11 protein-coding genes are annotated in these 13,625 nt (G+C 36.7%); all 11 read right to left on the minus strand.

Annotation, left to right across the window (positions count from 1 at the left end):
* Window positions 1–20: 20 nt before the first annotated feature.
* Window positions 21–1,601 carry an ATP-dependent DNA ligase gene (locus OA86_RS00860; RefSeq protein WP_039347388.1) on the minus strand — a complete coding sequence of 527 codons (1,581 nt, stop codon included), beginning with the start codon at window positions 1,599–1,601 and terminating at the stop codon, window positions 21–23.
* A gap of 113 nt (window positions 1,602–1,714) precedes the next feature.
* Entirely contained in the window at window positions 1,715–2,773 is a 1,059-nt protein-coding gene (locus OA86_RS00865) for a ligase-associated DNA damage response exonuclease (protein ID WP_052257318.1), read from the minus strand.
* Between the two features lie 110 nt (window positions 2,774–2,883).
* Entirely contained in the window at window positions 2,884–3,648 is a 765-nt protein-coding gene (locus tag OA86_RS00870) for a TIGR03915 family putative DNA repair protein (protein WP_039347391.1), read from the minus strand.
* Window positions 3,648–4,907, minus strand: coding sequence for a putative DNA modification/repair radical SAM protein (locus tag OA86_RS00875; protein WP_039347393.1), 1,260 nt, complete (start codon window positions 4,905–4,907; stop codon window positions 3,648–3,650). The genes OA86_RS00870 and OA86_RS00875 overlap by 1 nt, the downstream gene beginning before the upstream one ends.
* Window positions 4,908–5,013: 106 nt before the next feature.
* A complete protein-coding gene (locus OA86_RS00880) occupies window positions 5,014–5,529 on the minus strand; it encodes a pyridoxamine 5'-phosphate oxidase family protein (protein WP_039347395.1) in 516 nt (171 codons plus the stop codon).
* 221 nt (window positions 5,530–5,750) lie between these two features.
* Complete coding sequence (locus OA86_RS00885) at window positions 5,751–6,206, minus strand: DUF1810 domain-containing protein (protein ID WP_039347398.1); 456 nt, start codon at window positions 6,204–6,206, stop codon at window positions 5,751–5,753.
* Between the two features lie 91 nt (window positions 6,207–6,297).
* Window positions 6,298–6,741 (minus strand): PepSY-like domain-containing protein, encoded by a 444-nt coding sequence (locus OA86_RS00890; RefSeq protein WP_074781360.1) that lies wholly within the window; start codon window positions 6,739–6,741, stop codon window positions 6,298–6,300.
* 179 nt (window positions 6,742–6,920) lie between these two features.
* Window positions 6,921–7,925, minus strand: coding sequence for a YncE family protein (locus OA86_RS00895; RefSeq protein ID WP_052257320.1), 1,005 nt, complete (start codon window positions 7,923–7,925; stop codon window positions 6,921–6,923).
* Between the two features lie 11 nt (window positions 7,926–7,936).
* A complete protein-coding gene (locus tag OA86_RS00900) occupies window positions 7,937–10,990 on the minus strand; it encodes an efflux RND transporter permease subunit (protein ID WP_039347401.1) in 3,054 nt (1,017 codons plus the stop codon).
* A gap of 200 nt (window positions 10,991–11,190) precedes the next feature.
* Window positions 11,191–12,108: an efflux RND transporter periplasmic adaptor subunit gene (locus OA86_RS00905; RefSeq protein WP_039347404.1), complete on the minus strand. Its 918-nt coding sequence runs from the start codon at window positions 12,106–12,108 to the stop codon at window positions 11,191–11,193.
* Window positions 12,108–13,370 (minus strand): TolC family protein, encoded by a 1,263-nt coding sequence (locus OA86_RS00910; RefSeq protein WP_039347407.1) that lies wholly within the window; start codon window positions 13,368–13,370, stop codon window positions 12,108–12,110. The genes OA86_RS00905 and OA86_RS00910 overlap by 1 nt, the downstream gene beginning before the upstream one ends.
* Window positions 13,371–13,625: the final 255 nt, after the last annotated feature.

The raw sequence follows: 13,625 nt of genomic DNA on the forward strand, positions 1-13,625 counted from the left end.
TTTATGAAATAAAAGATATATTAAGTGATTAGTTTTTTCACTTCTTCAATATCATCAATATCTTTTACTGTTTTATCGCGGCGCCATCTTACAATACGTGGGAAACGCAGTGCTACTCCACTTTTATGGCGATTACTGAAACCAATTCCTTCGAAAGCGATCTCAAAAACGAGTTCTGCTTTTACGGTGCGAACGGGTCCGAATTTTTCTAGAGAATTCTTCGTTACAAAACGACTGACTTCCATAATTTCTTTGTCTGTTAAACCTGAATAAGCTTTTGCAATCGTGACTAATTGATCGTCTTTTTTCACGGCGAACGTATAATCGGTGTAAAACCCACTTCTTCTCCCACTTCCTTTTTGGGCGTAGATTAAAACGGCGTCAATGGTTAATGCATCGACTTTCCATTTCCACCAGTCGCCTTTTTTCCGTCCGGAATGATAGAGGGAGTTTTTCTGTTTCAACATTAAACCTTCGCTGTTGTTGTGGCGGGATTCCAAACGAATCTCCGCTAATTCTTCCCACGATTTTGCAACGACGATTTCGGGTAATTTAAAGTTGTTAATTTCAGAATTCTCTAAGAGTTCTTCTAATTTTAACCGTCTTTCTACTAAAGGTTTTGCTCTAAAATCTTCGCCATCAAATTCCAGCAGATCATAAACAAAAGCCTGAATCGGAATATCCTTCATCATTTTTGCGGAAATAGTTTTGCGATTTAAACGTTTTTGCAGTTCATTAAAATTCAAAACTTCATCGTCTTTCACCGCTAAAATTTCTCCATCTAAAACGAAATTTCCTTCCATCTTTTCCAAAGCGGAAACCAATTCTGGAAACTGCGTATTCACCAATTCTTCACCGCGCGACCAAATGAAAACTTCATCATTTCGGCGGATAAACTGTCCACGAATTCCATCCCATTTGTATTCGGCTTGCCATTCTTCCAGATCACCTAGTTCTTCAGGCGTTTTTTCTAAAGGATAAGCAAGACAGAACGGATACGGTTTAGAATTGTCGGGATTAATGTTTGTGCCCTGAATTAATTCCTGAAAATCAGCCTCTTCAATACTCCATTTTCCCATGATGGAATGCATGAGCTGACTCGTTTCAATCCCCGAATATTTCGATAGCGCATTGATCAATAATTTTTTTGAAACTCCAATTCGAAAACTTCCACCAATCAATTTATTGAAAATAAAACGCTCGGTATAATCCAAGCCATTCCAGCTTTCGAGAACATATTCTTTCTTTTCTTCATCTGATCGATCTTTTAAGGCGATCAATTCGCTCATCCATTGGCTCAAAGATTTTTCAATGGTATATTCAGGTCTGGGTAAAATGAGAGAAAGTGTTTCACCAATATCACCTACGGAACTGTAACTTTCTAAAAAAAGCCATTCCGGTAGACCTGTAATTTCAAGCGCCCAAGATCTTAAAAAATTCGTATTGATGGGACGTTTCGGCCGTTTCCCTGTAAACAAGGCCAGAAACCACAACTTATCTTTATCATCTGCAGTTTGAAGATAATGAACCATCGCATCAACTTTCGCAGTCGTTTTGTTACTGGTTTCCAAGGATGATATGAGTTCTGCGAAGTGTTTCATGGGGTGCGAGTTGCGGGTTTTCTAGGTGCGAGTTACGAGATACTAGTTTTTGAGTGATTGAATATTTGAGTATTAGAGTTTATGTGATTTTGATTTTAAATTAAAGTTTATTTTTAATCGTCATTTTTAGATTGTGGTTCAGCATTGTTTTCTGTAGATTCTTCTTTGTTAGACTCAGTATCAGAAGATTCTTCTTCATCGCCAAACTTAGTTGTTACTTCGTCTGCTTTAATTCCTATTTCATTTAAGTATTTTGTGAAAACTGCGATTTGTCCGTGCGTGACGTGAACCTGTTCGGCTCCTGTTGCTTTTACGGTTTCTAATAATCCCGTCCAGTCAGCGTGGTCGGAAATCGCAAAACCTGCATCTGCAGAGCGCCATCTTCGTGAACCGCGAACCTGCATCCAACCTGAACAAATTCCTGTCGCGCGATTTGGGATTTTGCGGATCATATTGCTGTCCAATAAAGCGGGCGGAACAATCACGATCTCCTGGTTTAGATTTTTAATATCTTCTGTAAAATTCACCGTTTCATAATCTGGAAGTTGAACTCCGACACTTTCGATGGCTTCATTTAATCTTCCGATGGAACTGTGAACAAATATTTTCCCATAACCTTCTACCGACTTCATTATTCGCTGGGCTTTTCCTAAAGAATATCCGATAAAAACCGACGTTTTTCCCTGACTTTTATTGCTTTCTACCCAAGCTCCTAATTGCTCCGAATATTGTTGTGGCGTCAACCACTTGTAAATCGGCAATCCGAAAGTACTTTCTGTTATAAATTCATTGCATTTCACCAATTCAAAAGGTGTAGAAATTCCATCATCCTGAACTTTGTAATCTCCGGAAAAAACGGTAACATACCCTTTATATTCCATTCGGATCTGACAGGACCCAACAATGTGACCGGCTGGATGAAAACTTACTTTTACGCCATTGATCATGATGGGTTCGTTATAGCCGAGACTTTGAACCTCGATATCTGGTCCAATCCTGATCTGTAAAATAGGTTTTGTAAAATGGTGACAAAGATATTTTTTCATGCCCCACTTTGCGTGATCTCCATGTCCATGAGAAATAACCGCCAAATCGACGGGTCGCCACGGATCAAGATAAAACTTTCCGGGAATGCAATAAATGCCTTTATTAGTGAATTTGACGAGTTTCAAAATAGAGTAATTTTATCTTTAGTTTTTAAAATATAAAGGAATTTAAAAGGGTTTTTACTAATGATTGCAAAAGCTATTTTCATACCAATATTTAAGAAATAGTATTCTTTCTAATATTTCTCTGTAAGGTATTTCCAATATCGTTTCGGTAAAGACTGTACGTGCAGTTTAAGATTTTTTCTTTCCGGAATATTGGTCTTTACGAAATAACGTTGCCACAATTTCTGGTATTTTAATTCTTCCTCATGCAAAAGGTTTTGAGTATTGACAAACTTGCTTTTATTAATTTCATCCGGATAAAAAAAGTCTGCATTTTCGGTGTCAGAAAATATACCGTAATGTCTTTTTAGATCAAATATCATCCATTTTTGATCCTGATATCTTGCTTTAAAGTGTTTAAAAATAAGAGGAAGAACATTGAAGTCAGGCTCTACTTTGGCGAAATAAAAATCGTCCTGTAATTTTTCAAAACGCACAAATGCATTCATTCGGTGTATTTCCCGACCAACAGATTTGCAAACTTTTGCGATCTGCATCATATTAGCATTTGCGAAATCATTTAAAACATTTTGCTTCGGACGGGAAAGTGAATATTTTACTGCGCTAAAAATTAAATTTTCAAGTTGCGGATCTTCAGAGAGATAAACCATCAGTAATTGGGAAACGGCGCTTTTCCCGATATTGTCTTCTAACTTTTTTAAAACTCTTTCTGATTTTTCGGATTGGGTTTGAACTTCATGAACAGTGGCGAAAATATTTTCAACAGTATAATTTTCTGTGCTAAAAATTTCAGCATCTAAAAATTTATACTCGAAAACTTCGAATATCGCGGTCATTAAACCTTCAAAACTTCCATCATAAATTACGGTCGTCATTAAAATAAAGTCAATTGCTCAGAAAAAGGAGAGGTAAATTTAGACTTCGTTGTATCCAAAATAATTTTCCTGAAGTTTTGATGATCGATAAAATTGGTAAAAACATTATGCGATTCAAATTCAACAAAATACTTTGCGCGATTAATGGCCACTCCGATTTTCTTTAAATGGTCTAAATTGAGTTTTTGAAATTTACGCGCCATTAAAATTTTCCGAACAGACTTTGTTCCGACACCTGGAATTCGCAACAACATTTCTTTTGGAGCAGTATTAACATTAACAGGAAACTGTTCTAAATGTCTTAAAGACCAAGCCAACTTCGGATCGACTTCTAAATCAAGAAAAGGATTGCTTCGGTCTAAAATCTCATCAGCTTTAAATCCATAAAAACGCATGAGCCAATCGGCTTGATACAAACGATTTTCCCGAACCATCGGAACTTGCGAATGGATTGAAGGCAACCTTGCATCTTCCAGCATGGGAACGTAACCTGAATAGTAAACACGTTTTAAATTGAAGTTTTTGTAGAAATGATCCGCTACTTTGATAATTTTGAAATCTGTTTCATCGGTTGCGCCAACGATCATTTGAGTGGATTGTCCAGCTGGTGCGAACTTTGGAACTTTTTTAAAGATTTTCCGCTCATCCTTATATAATATTAACTCATTTTTCACATAAGTCATGGGTTTGATCATCTCCGAATGGGACTTTTCCGGCGCCAATAATTTCAAACCTTTTTCCGTGGGAATTTCTAAATTAACGGAAAGTCGGTCTGCGTACAATCCCGCTTCACGCATAATTTCATCACTCGCTCCGGGAATTGATTTTAAATGAATGTAGCCGTTAAATTTATGTTCCGTTCTTAATTTTTTAGCCACGCGAACCAAACGTTCCATGGTCGTATCTGAATCGGTAAAAATTCCTGAGCTTAAAAATAATCCTTCAATAAAATTTCTGCGGTAAAAATTAATGGTGAGATCCACAACTTCTTCCACGGTGAAAGCTGCACGTTTAATATCATTTGATTTCCTCGAAACACAATACGCACAATCATAAATGCAATGATTTGTCAGCAAGATTTTCAACAACGAAACACAGCGACCATCTTCCGTATAGGAATGGCAAATTCCGGAAGCATGACTGTCTCCTAAACCACCGTTTTTATTCTTTCGGTTTCCACCACTCGAAGAACACGAAACATCATATTTCGCTGCATCTGCGAGGATCTCTAACTTTTCCTGGATTCGATCGATATTCATATTATGTTAAAAAGCAACGATCAAAAATAGTTCTAATTTATATCAAAACACATTGATCGTTGCTCTTTTTTGTAGCAAATTTTATTTGAAATTGTAGTGGTTTCCGTTAGACATTTAGTCCACCTTCTACTCCACCATCTTCCGTTTTAGCGCCGGTTACAGCTGCGAAAACCATTTTTGCCATGGCAAAAACTTTGTTGTCTTTGGTTTCGTAATAATATCCATCATCCGGTTTTACGCCGATTACGGTAATACGTGGATCATCTTTTCCGTCAAACCAAGCATCGGCGAAATGACTGTAATATTTTTCGATCAATGCTCTGTCTTTGGAAACTTCAGCTTTTCCTTGAATGAAAACATATTCGTAAGAAGAATTGTTTAAAAAGTAAAGTTGAGCAGTATTGTCCTTCGCTAAATTTTCGTTGTGCGTACTTTCGGAAGAACTGATAAACCATAATGTACCTTCCTCGTCAACTTCCTGTAAAGACATTGGAATGCTGTGCGCATTTTTTCCGATGTTGGTTACGAAGAAACATACTCCGGCTTTTTCTGTTAATTTTTTGATTGTTTCAATGGCTTCCTGTCCATTTAAGTCTTTGTGTGGAGATTGTGCTTGTCCCATAATAGTAATTTTTGATTAATGTTAATTTGAATGATTGAGATGAGAAATGTTTTTTTTAAAACAAATATCTTTTATCAAATCTGATTTCTGATTAATCAAATTTTAGTCCAAAAACATACTATCATTTTAATTTTAAGAGATTTTAATACTTTAATAAAATAGAAGTATTATAAAATTACAGAGAATTCAAAGGTATAAAATGAGAAAGAAAAAGGCTTGATTTATCGCGTTTTCGACAGGAGTTCAATCGTTATTAAATCTAATTCGCCCTTATAAAATTGATCTAAAGCTTTACCAAAAATTTTATAATTTTCAGCAGGAAAGATCACAGAGTTGTTCACCACAACCGTTTTAAATAAAGTCATAGATGATTGAAACTTTAAATAATCTGGAAATCCAAAAATTTCTTCTGCCGTTTTCCCTTCAATCTCTTCGACCAATATTCTGGTGAGTTCAATAATTCTTTCAGCCAAAACAGAATTTTTTAAGTAATCAACCGCTTCATCGCTATTTTCAATTTCAAATTTTCTGGCAATATCTGATTTTCCTAAACCTTTGATCTGAGGAAAAATATACCACATCCAGTGCGAAGTTTTTTTACCGTTTTTGATTTCCAGCCAAGCATTTTTATAAGAGTTTTCCTGGGCGATATGAAAGCGATCTAGATTGTATTTCATGTTGTGTTTTTTTAATCATCAAATAAGAAGTACAATATAATCTTTTAAACAAAAAAAAAGGCAATCAAAAAGGATTGCCTTTATTAATAATTTAGTCTTTTTCTACAACCAATTTTTGGAAAGCTCCATTATGATCAAATAGTAAATCTCCTTTTGCTACTTCTGCTTCATAAACCACAGATCCATCTGCTTTTACGATTTTAGCTGCTTCTTTTATTTTACCGTATTTATTTTGAGCAACATAAGAAATTGCGTTTTTTGGTAAATTTTTTGCATTTAAAGAAGTTTCTGTTTCTTCTTTTACTCCTGTTGAGCTATATGTTGCAGAAATCTTTTCATTGTTTAATTTAAATTCTGCTTCAAATTTTCCGTGCTCTTCGTCCCATTTTACTTTTTTTACCTGTGGATAGTCTTTTTTGAAAGCATTTTTTACATTCACAGGAACTTCGCCGCCTTTATTCATTCCGTGTTGCGCTGCAAAAGATCCTACTCCCATTACAAAAACTGATAACATTACAATTACTGACTTTTTCATTTTGATTATTTTTAAACTTAGGATTGAACTTGTTCCAATCTCTACTACAAATCTGCGGCATCATTCTGTAGAGAATCTGAATTTAAAACCAAAACAAATCATTTAACATTTATTTAATACTTTTCGAATTATTTCTTTAAAATTATTTAATAATAAATCACTATTCAATCTAAATTCAATTATTTTCCGATCTGCAATAAATGAAAAGACTCGTCGATGAGTGGAAATCGGTGCGTCGTCTTGTTTTCTTCCGAACCAAATTTTGCAGTCGCTACATAGATATTTTGAGAAGAAACATCGATTGCAATTGTTCGCGCTCCTTTTTCTGTGATGATGTTTGGTAATGCTACAATTTCATCTTTTGATTTTTCTAAATAAGTCGATAAAACACCGGAATAGGTTGAAGCAAAAATCATTTTAGACTTTTCGTCGAATACTACCCCATCACAACCTTTCGCAATTGGTAAAGCATTTACAATTTTTCCATCTTCTGCATTTACGATAACCAGATGTTCTTCACATGCCGAAAATAAGCGGTGGGTTTTATGGTCGATTGCTAAACCACTCGGACTTTCATCTTTGCCCAAAGAAAAATAGTTTACAACTTTTCCCTCCGCTAAATTGATTTCTGCAATCTTCGATTTGTCTTCAATATTGACAAAAATTTTTCCGTGTAAATCGCTTACCAAAAATTCTGGGTTCCCGATGAGTTCGATGGTTTTTTCTACCTTTAGATCTTTTGGATTGATGATGCTTAAACTGTTACTTCCAGCATTGGCTACAATTATTTTTTTTGAATAGTCATCAAAGATCACCGCATCAGGTTTTTGACCAACTTCGATAATTGCGATTTTTTGATTTGTTTTCACATCAAATATATACACCGAATTTGATTTTCCATTTGTAATGTAACCCCGATTATCTTGGTCAAAAGCAATTCCATGAACGCCGTTCTGGTTTTCGATGGTTCCTTGAGATGCCGAAGTTTCAGGGTTGATAATATTGACCTGATTGGAATGACTCGCGTAGATAAAATGATTCGCCGGACAAACCGCCAGATAATCCCAACCACCACTTCCCTCCACAGGAATTGATTTTAGAACTTTAAAGGTTTCCGATTTCGTCTGACTGTTTACCAAATTTAAAACAGACAGGAAGGCTACTAAAAGCAGTTTTGTTTTCATTTTTTAATAATTTAATTTGATGTAGTTGAGGAGTTCATTTTTGATTGTTCTTTGAAATGGAGTTTATTCAACAAGGTCGGGAACACTACGAGAAGTAACGGCAAAGCGATGATAAACCCGCCAATGACAGCGATCGCCAAAGGTTGATGCATTTGCGCGCCGGTTCCTATTCCTAAAGCTAAAGGCATTAAGGCGATAATTGCACCTAAAGCCGTCATTAACTTTGGTCTTAATCTTGTGCTGATGGCATAGATCAAAGACTCTTCCTTCGATTTTTGTGCTAAAGTCTCTTCAAACTGCAGATAGGTAAAAATGGCGTTCTCGCCGATAATTCCGACCATCATAATGATTCCCGTGTAACTTCCAACATTCAAAGGCGTTCCCGTAAGAAAGAGCAAAATAAAACTGCCCGAAATTCCTAAAACGGAGACCAGTAAAATAAGAAATGCCACTGTGATATTTCTGAAAAGGAATAAAATAGTCGTGAAAACCAATAAGCATGAAACGAATAAAATTAATAGCAATTCGCTGAAAGATTTTTGCTGTTCTGCATAAGCACCGCCGTAAGAAACACTATATCCAGAAGGAAGCTTAACACTTTTGTCGATCTCTTTCTGAATGTTTTTTATTGTTCCACCCAGATCGCCATTGTCTAAACGCGCGGTTACGATGCCAATATTTTGCAGATCTTCCCTTTGAACCTCCGCGGAACCTTTTAAAACAGACACATTTGCAAATTCTTTCAACGGTTTTAACTGTCCATTGGGCAAAGAGATCATGCTATTTTGAATCTCGTAGAGCGAAGCATTTGATTTGTTATTGTATAAAATACGAATGGGCGTAAATTGATTTTTATCAAACAGATCTCCGACGGTATTTCCACTCAGTATCGTCTGGGTTTGGTACTGAAAATTCTGCGGCGAGATCTGATACTGAGCTAAAACTGAAAAGTTGGGCGAGATCTGAATAGAAGGTCCCGCAATAATGATCCCGTCAAAAACATCTGCTGTTCCCGGAACTTTTTCTACAATTTTTGAAATTTGCTGCGAATATTGATGAATTGTCTGAACATAAGGCCCGAAAATTTTAATTTCAATCGGTTGTACACTGCTCATCAAATCGCCAAGCATATCGGTAATAACCTGCCCAAAATCTACCGTTAAGGGCAAACCTGTCGTAGCAATTTTAGCCCGAAGTTCATCTGTAACTTCTGCCGTAGTTTGGGTTCGGTCTTTTTTAAGGTTGATCAGATAATCGCCACGATTGGGTTCGGTAATAAAAAATCCCATTTGCGTTCCCGTCCTTCGGCTGTAGGCTTCAACTTGCGGATTTGCCTTAATGATCTTTTCGACTTCCCGAAGTTCGCGGTCTGTTTCCTGCAAGGATGTTCCGGGCGGCGAATTGTAATCTAAGACAATACTCCCCTCATCCATATCGGGTAAAAATCCTGTGGAAATATTGGGAATAATCAGAGCGGTAGCTGCGACCAAAATCGCCATAAAAATATAGGTGAAAATAGGTTTTCTGATAAAAAATCCCACCCATTTTCTTTCCTTTACTTCATGATGAACTTCTTCTTTTTTTGGCGCTGTATTTTTAGATAAAAAGAGATAGATCACGGGCAATAATAGCCAGGTCACGAAAAATGAACTGACCAAAGTGATGATCATGGTGTTTGTCATGACCTTAAAATAAGCACCGGCAACACCGCTCATCAGCATAAAAGGCAGAAAAATAACAATCGTACTGAGCGAAGAACCGACCATTGCTTTCAGCAAATAATTAACGGCTTTCTGCACCAGACTTTTACTGTTCTCTTCCGGAAATTCTTCATGCGTTCTGTGGATCTGTTCTACAATAACAATGGCATCATCGATGATCAAACCGATCGCGGCGGCAATGGCGCCCAAAGTCATGATGTTAAAAGTAGCGCCTGTTGCATACAAAACAACCATCGTTAAACAAATCGTAACCGGAATGGTGATCAAAATAGTAGCACTCGCTTTCCAGGATTTTAAAAATATGATAGCCACGATTATTGCCAGTAAAAGTCCGATCCAAAGCGCATCCGTCACGCTTTTTATAGAACTGTTCACGAAATCTGCCTGTACGTAATAAGGTTTTAGGACGACATCTTTGGGTAAGGTTTTTTGCAGATCTGCGATCTTCAGTTCCATAGCGGTTGAGAGATCGACCACATTCGCATTGGGTTGCTGTACGACTGCGATCAGAATACTTTCCGTTCCATTAGCGTTTACTTTGATGTACTGTTTTGCTTTATGGACTTCAATTTTGGCGATGTCATTAAAGTAAATAATTCTGTTTCCATCATTTTTAATGACTACATTTTTTAAGGCATCAAGGTTTCGTAATTGCGCATCGGTCAAGGTTAAATAAAGGAAATTATAATCTGCCGAATAACCGTTTGATTTGATGAAATTCGTTTCATTCAGCGCCGTTTCTATGTCTTTTGGATTCAGACCCAGTTGTGTCATTTTCCCTTGATCCAAAACGGCCCAAAACTCCTTATCTTCCCCGCCAATGATCCGGATATCACTTACGCCGGGAACTTGAGAAAGATAAGGTTTGATGGTGTAAAGCGCAAGTTGTTTCAGCGCAATTGGCGACATCGATGTAGCATTCAAAGAATATCCCATCACCGGTAAAATGGAAGGATTCATCTTTTCTACCGTAATATTAATGTTGGGTGGCAACTGATTTTTGATCGCATTGATCTTGGCTTCGATCTGTTGCTGACTCAAATCAATATTGGAGTTCCAGCTCATAAAGGCTGAAATCTCGCAACTTCCCCTACTCGTCGTACTTTTCAGCGTTTCCAGATCGGGAATTTGTTTCACGGCGTTCTCCAACGGTCGTGTCACCGCGATGGTCATTTGATCGACGGGCTGTTCGCCAGCTTCTGCTATGATTTTTATTTTCGGAAAAGTGATCTGTGGAAAAAGTGAAGACTTGATATGCGAATAGGAAAAGATGCCGCCCATTAACAGGAGCAGGATCATGACCACCAGCGGACTTTTATATGTTACAAAAAAGGATTTTTTCATTCTATTTTACACTGCATTTTTATTGCAGAAAGTTTATTTTAACAAAGAAAGTCACAAGAGCTTTTTGATTTTAAAGATTAGTCTTTGGCGAGTAAAAGAAAAATAAATATTTTTGCAATGCTCACGTTTTTACTTTTTTTCACTTATTTTAGCTGTATTGCATTTATCTTTTGTGACTTTTGTGGTTGATGACCTCATAGTTACTTCTCCACTTTTACTTTTGCGTTATTTTCTAAACCATAATTTCCGGAAGTGATAATCTGATCTTTCAGCGTAATATTGCCCGAAATAACCTGCACCCAGTTATCATTTTCAGTTCCTTTTGTGATATCAACTTTCACTGCCGTGTTCTTGTTTTTTATTTTCATCACCCAAAATTTCGTCTGCGTTTCATCCGTTAGAACTGCACTTTTAGGCACGTAAATCCCGACTTCATTATTTTTCTGTTTTAAACTGATGCTTACAATTAAATTTTCCGGAATAGAAACGACCTCATTCGGTTTTACCAAAACTTTTTCAGTTTGCGACACCGGATCTACGGCGGGAAGAAGTTTGGCGATATGTCCCTGTATCGTTTTTCCATCCGGTAATTTAATTTGCAAATTGTTGTTATTGAGGAGCATTTCGTGGTATTCGTAGGGAACATTCATCACGAATCCGAAAGTTGAACTATCCGTAATTCCTGCCAAAATCTCCCCTTCCTGCACATAATCTCCAACCTGATGGTTTAAGGCATTCACGAAACCTGTTGCCGGACTGGTAACAGAAGTAACACCCGAAAATCGAAAGGAAGGATCCAGTTTATTAATGGTATTTCCCAAAGCCCGCGCTTCTTTTGTCTGAATCGAAAATAAAAGCTGACCTTTTCTTACGGCTTGGGCCAGATTAATTCTCACATTCGTAAGGTAACCTGTAGCATTTGATTTCACTTCAGATTTCAATAAATAAGTCGCTGTTGCGTTGATCGAAATATCATTATTGATGCTTAAAGTATCAGTCGGAAAAGCCACAGAAACCGGAGTTTCAGAGTTTATTACCGGTTCAGCAGAAACGGTATCCGCATTTTTTTTACACGAAATAAGTAAAATTGAAAGCAAGAAGACGGTAACTATTTTCATTAGGGTAATATCATATTATCAAGTTGATTTTCTAAACGCAGCACCTGCATTTTATACTGTAAAAGGCCACTTTTCAAACTGGTGTAATTGGTGATCGCCAATATGAAATCCACCATTTTTACATCTCCTGTTGGCAATTGTTTGAGATTGGCTTCGATCAATGTTTTAGAAAATTTCATTTGAGTCGTTGCCAGGTTGACCATTTCTCTATACTGCAGGATCTGCTGTTTGATCTGCGCTTTTTGCTGCTGATATTGTTTCTCATAAAATGCAGCATAATTCTTTTTGGTGTCCAGCTCTATTTTCTTTTGAGAGATCAAAAGTTCTTTTTGATGCCCATCGTAAATCGGTATATTCAAAGACAATCCGGCGCTGATTCCAAAATTTTTATAAGGACTTTGTAATAAAGCCGAGGAATAACCGCCATCCGCGAAAATTGCTATTTTTGGTTGATAACTGTAATTGATGAGTTGAATATCATTGTTCAGTTTTAAACTGTCCGTGCGTAAAGTTTGGGCGTAAACACTCTGTTGAAAATCCTGAGTGTCCTGCAGTCCAAAGGTGGGCGATTCCAGATTAGAGGGTTTCGTTTCATCATTCCCGGAAAGATACTGCAGCAATGCAAAATTATGCTGCCAATCTGCAAGATGCTGTTTTTGGGTCAATACGATCTGTTGCGAGTTCACTTTGAAGGACAAATAATCTGTTTGGCGAAAGACAGAGTTTTGGGTCAGTTTTTTTAAGATCAGATCTTCCTGTTCAAAAATGTAAATGATCTCTGCATCTATTTTTTTCTGTTCCTGATTCTCATAGGTTAAAAGATATTGCTCCGTAATTGCTTTTTTTAAATTTAATGCAGACAAGTTCTTCTGATTCAGAAGTTGTTGAATTCCAAGGGAAAAAGAATTCAGCTTGGACTCGTAATTCTTTTTGCTGATGATATCGCGGGAAACTCTTCCTAAAAGTGCCAGATTTTTTCCGTTGATGGTCGAATTTCCATTATAACCCCAATCCTGTACTTGCGGAGAATACGACGCATCTGCAATCCCGTTTACTTTAAAACCAAAATCCCTGCGCATTTTTATACTGTCCAAAGCCGTGATCTTCATTTGATTGCTGAAGTCTTTTAAATTAGGATTGTTTTGCTGAGAAACTTGTAAATAATAAGCGAGTGTTCCGGTATTTTGGGCGTGGTAAAACCCAATGCTTACCAGTACGATAAGCAGAATGAGGAGTTTTTTAAAATGATTCAGATCGGTCATATTCGTGTAAAATTCCTAAATAGTAAGACGAAAATAAATCTCAATTCTGTTTAAATACTGAATTCTGCTTTATCTTTAAATTTAATCCTGAATTTTTTTACTGCAAAAGAATTAAAAGTGTTTTTTAATGAACCTTTCTTAATTCATAAAGAGAAGGACAGGATGAAAAGTGATTATCTTTAATTCTCTTAACCTTCTTCTTTTTCGTGTTGGATGATGATTTCTCTTCCCTTTAAAAATATTTCTAAAATCAAG

The organism is Kaistella jeonii, from assembly GCF_000812865.1.
Taxonomy (GTDB): domain Bacteria; phylum Bacteroidota; class Bacteroidia; order Flavobacteriales; family Weeksellaceae; genus Kaistella; species Kaistella jeonii.